General features: G+C 73.4%; 4 protein-coding genes. 3 read left to right on the forward strand and 1 reads right to left on the reverse strand.

All coding sequences use genetic code 11. The annotated features are described in order from the left end of the window. Positions 1-21: 21 nt before the first annotated feature. On the reverse strand, positions 22-3,144 hold the full coding sequence (locus tag ACFXDJ_RS34375; protein WP_384851210.1) for an NACHT domain-containing protein: 3,123 nt from the start codon (positions 3,142-3,144) through the stop codon (positions 22-24). A 110-nt stretch (positions 3,145-3,254) separates the two neighbouring features. Here ACFXDJ_RS34375 and ACFXDJ_RS34380 point away from each other — a divergent pair, with 110 nt between their 5' ends. Genes ACFXDJ_RS34380 through ACFXDJ_RS34390 form a run of 3 tightly spaced genes read left to right on the forward strand, consistent with a single transcriptional unit; the run spans position 3,255 to position 5,950 of the window. Beyond that, positions 3,255-4,145, forward strand: coding sequence for a sterol desaturase family protein (locus ACFXDJ_RS34380; RefSeq protein ID WP_384656566.1), 891 nt, complete (start codon positions 3,255-3,257; stop codon positions 4,143-4,145). Then, positions 4,142-4,870, forward strand: coding sequence for a lysoplasmalogenase (locus ACFXDJ_RS34385; protein ID WP_384656563.1), 729 nt, complete (start codon positions 4,142-4,144; stop codon positions 4,868-4,870). The genes ACFXDJ_RS34380 and ACFXDJ_RS34385 overlap by 4 nt, the downstream gene beginning before the upstream one ends. A 36-nt stretch (positions 4,871-4,906) precedes the next feature. Next, the gene (locus ACFXDJ_RS34390; protein WP_384656560.1) at positions 4,907-5,950 is read left to right on the forward strand and encodes a zinc-dependent alcohol dehydrogenase family protein; all 1,044 of its coding nucleotides are present in this window, start codon (positions 4,907-4,909) and stop codon (positions 5,948-5,950) included. The last annotated feature ends 123 nt before the right edge of the window (positions 5,951-6,073 follow it).

Consider the following 6,073-nt stretch of genomic DNA (forward strand, 5'->3'; position numbering starts at 1 on the left):
TGATCGGCCCGCCGGCGCGGCTCAGTCCTTGCGGACGAGCCGCTCCGGCGGGATCCGCTCCGCCCCGGTCACGTGCGTGCCCCGGCGCACCTCGATCACCAGCTCGTCCATGTCGGCCAGCGGGGACAGGTCCAGGGTGCCCAAGCATTCGCTGAGCACCAGCCGGCGCAGCGCGCCGAACTCGCGCAGCGGCTCCAGCGAGCCCTCCAGGGCGCACCGGATCACCACCAGCCGGGTGAGCCGCTCGTACGGCAGGAGCGCCGCGAGCGACACCGGCGCGGCGTGCCGGATCTGCAGGCTGTCCAGGCCCCGCAGCGGCAGCGCCCGCACCAGCTGCCGGTACTGGCCGCTCCCGGCCACCGTCAGCGTCGACACCTCCGGCCACTGCTCGATCCCGTCCAGGGTCATCCGCCGGGCGCCCTGCCACAGGTGCAGCGAGGTCAGCGAGCCGGCCGCCGGGACGTCCCCGATCCGCAGCTCCCGCGGCTCGAAGCCGATGACCAGGGAACGCAGCCCCGGCACCCCCGCCAGCGGGGCCAGCGACAGCTCGTCGCGCAGGTAGCCGAAGGCGAGGCTGTCGGTGCCCAGTTCGGAGACCACCTCGATCCCGGTCACCTGCGGGCAGTCCAGTACGCCCAGGTGCCGCAGGGTCGGGTGCCCGGCCAGCGGGGAGAGATCGGCCAGCCGCGGATTGCGGTGCAGGATCAGCGATTCCATGCCCCGGCGTCGCGCGATCTCCGGCGGGAGGGGGCCGTCCCAGGTGATGTGCAGCCGGCGGATGTGCCGCAGCCCGTCCAGGGCCCCCAGCTGCTCCTCGGTGCGCACGTGCAGGTGGGCCACGCTCATGGGGGCGTCCGCCAGTACCGTCTGCGCGTACACCTCCACGGGGAACCGCCCCCAGGCGTCGGACAGTTCGCGGGCCGGTTCGTAGCGGTCGTCCCGCCGGAAGCCCGCGATCACCTGGAGCGCCCGGTCGCCGCCGACCAGCGCGGCCGTACGGATCGTCGCGGCCGTCTCGCCCTCGGTGAGCCCGGCCGGGTCCGGCAGCAGCTCCAGCACCAGCTCGCCCGCCTTGGCCAGGGTCTCGGCCTGGCCGGGGGAGCGCGGGGGCAGCAGCCGCGCGGTACGGGACTCCACCTCGCGCCAGACCTCCGGGTCCAGCTCCGGAGCGTGCTCCAGGCAGGCCGCCGCGAGCAGCACCAGCCGGCTGCGGTCGTGTTCGGACTCATCGGCCCGCTTCAGCAACTCCCGTAGCAGATCGGCTCGTTCATGGGGCCGTGCGTGGCCCACCGCCATCCGGAACACGTTGTCCCAGGTGTCCTCGTGCGCGTTGTTCACCAGCGCGCCGAAGTCCCGCGCCTCCACCGCCGCCTTGGCGCCGAGGTAGTCCTGGAAGGTGCGGTGGACGAAGTGGACCGAGCCCGGCACCGGCTCCCGGAGCAGTCCGCTGCGGATCAGCAGGTGCTGGAACACCGTCTGGGCGCTGCCCTGCGCCTTGACCTGCGGCATGGCGTCGAGGGATTCGGCGATCATCGTGATCGCCTCGTGGGCCGCGGCCTCCACCTGCCCGTTGCGGATCAGCCAGTACGCGAGGCGCTGGAGCAGCAGGGTCTGCTCGTCCCGGCTGAGGTAGACGCCCTCGACCCCGGAGATGTCCCGTTCGCTGTCGCGGCGGATCAGCAGCATGTCCAGGGCGGCGTCGTAGAGCTCCTTGCGGGCCCGGGGCAGGTACATCCGCCGGTCCCGGTTGAGCGCGCACAGCAGGGCGCACATCAGCGGGTTCGTCGCGAGCCTGCCCAGGTCCCGGCGGGTGTCCACCGCTTCGAGCAGGGTCTTCTCGTACCGGTCGAGCAGTGCCCGCTCCCGCTCCGCGGCCTCGCCCTGGCCCTCTCCCCGACCCTCGCCCGAGGCCTCGCCCGAGGCCTCGGCGTCGGCGTCCGCCTTCGCGCGGGCGGAGGCGTGCCAGTGCGTGATGAAGGCCTTGACGTCCTCGCGCTCCATCGGCAGCAGCGCGAGAGCGGAGAAGCCCTGCGCGGTCAGCCAGTCCTCCGGGACGGCCGAGGGCCGGGTGGTGACCACGAACCGGGCCGCGGGATAGGCGGTGAGCAGCTCCCGGAGCCAGGACTTGGTCCGGCTGCGCAACCACGGCGGCACCTCGTCGACCCCGTCGACCAGCACGAGCGCCCGGCCCGCGGAGAGCAGGTCCTCGACCCAGCCCGGGGGCGCCGTCAACGGCACACCGGTCGCCTGGAGCCACTCCGCGGGTCCGGGCAGCCCGGTGGGGGAGTTGAAGGAGCGCAGCGGCAGGACGAAGGGGACCAGGGTGTTCCAGGCCCGCAGCTGGGTCCCGAAGGTGCGGCGGGCCGCGTTGAGGGCCAGCCACTGGACGAGGGTGCTCTTGCCCGAGCCGGCCGGGCCGCGCAGCAGCACCCGCTCGGCGGCGTCCAGGGCCAGTTCGGCCTTCATCGGCGTCTGGAGGCCGGGCTCTTCGAGGAACTGCGCCCCGCTGACGGCGAGGCTGATGTAGGCCAGGTCCAGCGGCCATTCCTGGCGGCCCTGGCTGAAGGTCAGGCCGAACAGCTGGACGCGTCCCTGGGTCTGGGCCACGTACTGCGCGTACCGCTCCTCGAAGACCGCCGCGGCCTCCTCCGCGGGGGTCCGGGCCGGCGTGTGCAGCGTGCTGTACTGCGCCGCGTACTCCAGGGCGTACGCGCGGCACAGGGCGACCAGTTCGCGGTACGCGGACCGGGCCCCCGGGCGCAGGGCCGTGCCGGGCGGCGGCAGCAGATCGGGCACGCGGCCGGTCCCTTTGGCCCGCTCGGCCTGGCTGCCCCGCTCCGCCCCGTCGGCGCCGCGTCCGGCCCGCTCCGCCCGGCCGGCCCGCTCCGCCCCGTCGGCCCGGTCGGCCGCGAAGAGGGCCAGGGCGTCCTCCCGGCTCAGCGCGGCGAAGGCGTCGCCGACCGCCGCCACCGCTGCCAGCCGGTCGCGGTCCGGCAGCCCCTCGCTCGCCCCCGCCAGCCGGGCGGCCAGCCCGCGCGCGAAGCTCCGTAAGGCGGGTCTGCCCCGCTCCCCGGCCGGTGTCCACGCCTGTGCCACCAAGTTCGCCGCCCGTAAGGCGGCCGTCTCGAAAGCCGTCATTCCCATGCCCTCCCCCTCGGACCGGACATCATCCTCCGAACCGCCGGTAACGCAGATGGATACCGATCGGTAACAACCTCTAGCCGAGCCCCCGAACCCGCCTCTATGGTGCGGACATGCCGAACCTGCCCGATGTCGTGCTGTGGTCCATACCCGCATTCGTCCTGCTCACCGTGATCGAGCTCGTGAGCTACCGCATCCATCCCGACGAGGACGCCGCCGGGTACGAGACCAAGGACGCCGTCACCAGCCTCGGCATGGGAATCGGCAGCCTGGTCTTCGACTTCCTCTGGAAGATCCCGATCCTCGCCGTCTACACGGCGGTATACGAACTGACCCCGCTCCGGGTTCCCGTCCTGTGGTGGACGGTCCCGCTCATGCTGCTCGCCCAGGACTTCTTCTACTACTGGCAGCACCGCGGCCACCACGTCATCCGGATCCTGTGGGCCTGCCACGTCGTCCACCACAGCAGCCGCAAGTTCAACCTCACCACCGCCCTGCGCCAGCCCTGGACCAGCGCCACCTCCTGGCCGTTCTACCTGCCGATGATCGCGCTCGGCGTGCACCCGGCCGCCATCGCCTTCTGCTACTCCATCAACCTCGTCTACCAATTCTGGATCCACACCGAGCGCATCGACAAGCTTCCCCGCCCCGTCGAGTTCCTCTTCAACTCCCCCTCCCACCACCGCGTCCACCACGCCTCCCAAGGCGGCTACCTGGACCGGAACTTCGGCGGGATCCTGATCGTCTGGGACCGGATGTTCGGTTCCTGGGTGGGAGAGACCGACAAGCCCGTCTTCGGTCTCACCAAGAACATCAGCACGTACAACCCGCTGCGCGTGGCCACCCACGAGTACGCCTCCATCGCCCGCGACGTGAAGGCCGCCCGCAGCTGGCGCGAGCGCGCCGGACGCGTCTTCGGCGGCCCCGGCTGGCAGCCCGCCGAAACCACTACCGCCGAAGCCACCGCCACGGCCACCGCGAAGGCATCGGAGCACGCCGCATGAGCACCACCGAGTCCCGTACGCCGTCCTGGGCGCACCCCGTCGTGGTGCGGGGCGCCGGCCCCGCCGCCCGGATCCTGCTCGGCGCCCTCGCGGCCGCCACCGCCCTCGACCTCGGATCCCTCCTCGCGGGCTGGCACCCGGGGCACGTCGTCGCCAAGCCGCTGCTGATGCCGCTGCTCGTGGCCCACGTGGTCCAGGCCGCCCGGGGCACCGGCCGCCCGGCCCCCCGGCTGTTGATCGCGGCCCTGCTGTTCGGCTGGGGCGGAGACGTGGCCCTGCTCTTCGACGCCGGCCCGGCCTTCCTGATCGGCATGGGCTCCTTCGCCGGCGGGCACGTCTGCTACCTCCTGCTCTTCGGCCGCCGCCGGTCCCGTCCCGCGCTCGGGGCCGCGTACGCCGTCGCGCTGCTCTCCACCGTGACGCTGCTCTGGAGCGACCTGCCGGCCGATCTGCGGATCCCCGTAGCCGGGTACAGCCTGCTGCTCACCGCGATGGCCTTCCGGTCCAGCGCCCTCGGCTGGCGGGCGGGGCTCGGCGGAGCGCTGTTCCTGCTCTCCGACACGCTCATCGCCACCGGGGTCGCCGAGTGGCCGCAGCTGCCCAGGCCGGACTTCTGGATCATGGCCACCTACGTGGCGGCCCAGTACCTGCTGGCCATGGGAGCGCTCGCACCGGAGCGGGCGTACGGTAGGGAAGCCCTACAGGGCGAGCACAGCCAGGACTGAACTATCTCCATCCCCTAGCCGGAGGATTGCATCACCATGCGCGCCACCGTCATCCACGCCCCGCACGACATCCGCGTGGAGGAGGTGCCCGACGCTGCGATCCAGCGCCCCGAGGACGCCGTCGTCCGCGTGCTGCGTTCCTGCATCTGCGGCAGCGACCTGTGGGCCTACCGCGGCGAGGCCGCGCGCCAGCCCGGCCAGCGCATCGGCCACGAGTTCCTCGGCGTCGTGGAGGCGACCGGCACGGCCGTCTCCGGCCTGCGCGCCGGCGACCTGGTCGTCGCCCCCTTCATGTGGTCCGACGGCACCTGCGACTACTGCTCCGAGGGCCTGTACACCTCCTGCGTGCACGGCGGCTTCTGGGGCTCGGTCGGCCACGACGGCGGCCAGGGCGAGGCCGTCCGCGTCCCGCACGCCGACGGCACCCTGGTGAAGCTGCCCGCCGAGGCCGTCTCCGACGACCACCTGCTGACCGGTCTGCTGGCGCTGTCCGACGTCATGGGCACCGGCCACCACGCCGCGCTGGGCGCGGGCGTCCGCAAGGGCTCCACGGTCGCCGTCGTCGGCGACGGCGCGGTCGGCCTGTGCGGGGTCCTCGCCGCCAAGCGCCTCGGCGCCGAGCGGATCATCGCACTGGGCCGCCACACGGCCCGTACGGACATCGCCAGGCTCTTCGGGGCCACCGATGTGGTCGCCGAGCGCGGCGAGGCCGCCGAGGCGGCCGTACGGGAGCTCACCGGGGGCCAGGGCGCCCACTCCGTCATCGAGGCGGTCGGCACGGAGCAGTCCATGCGCACCGCCGTGAACATCACCCGCGACGGCGGGGCCATCGGCTACGTCGGCGTCCCGCACGGCAGCAGCACGGGCCTCGACCTCGGTGTCATGTTCGACCGCAACATCACCCTGCGCGGCGGTGTCGCGCCGGTCCGGGCGTACATCCCCGAGCTGCTGGCGGACGTGCTCAGCGGCGCGATCGACCCGGCGCCCGTCTTCGACCGGGCCGTCTCCCTGGACGAGGTCCCGGACGGCTACCGCGCGATGGACGACCGCAGCGCGCTCAAGGTCCTGATCAAGGGCTGACCGTACGTACGGGGGAGGGGGCGGGGGGGGGGGCCCCCCCCCCCCCCCCCCCCCGGCCCGGGGGGTTTTTACCGGCCTGCGGCGCGGGGCCACCCCGCCCCCGGGGGTGTCCCGGGGGGGCCG

Origin of the sequence: Streptomyces sp. NPDC059443 (assembly GCF_042750105.1) — a bacterium.
GTDB lineage: Bacteria > Actinomycetota > Actinomycetes > Streptomycetales > Streptomycetaceae > Streptomyces.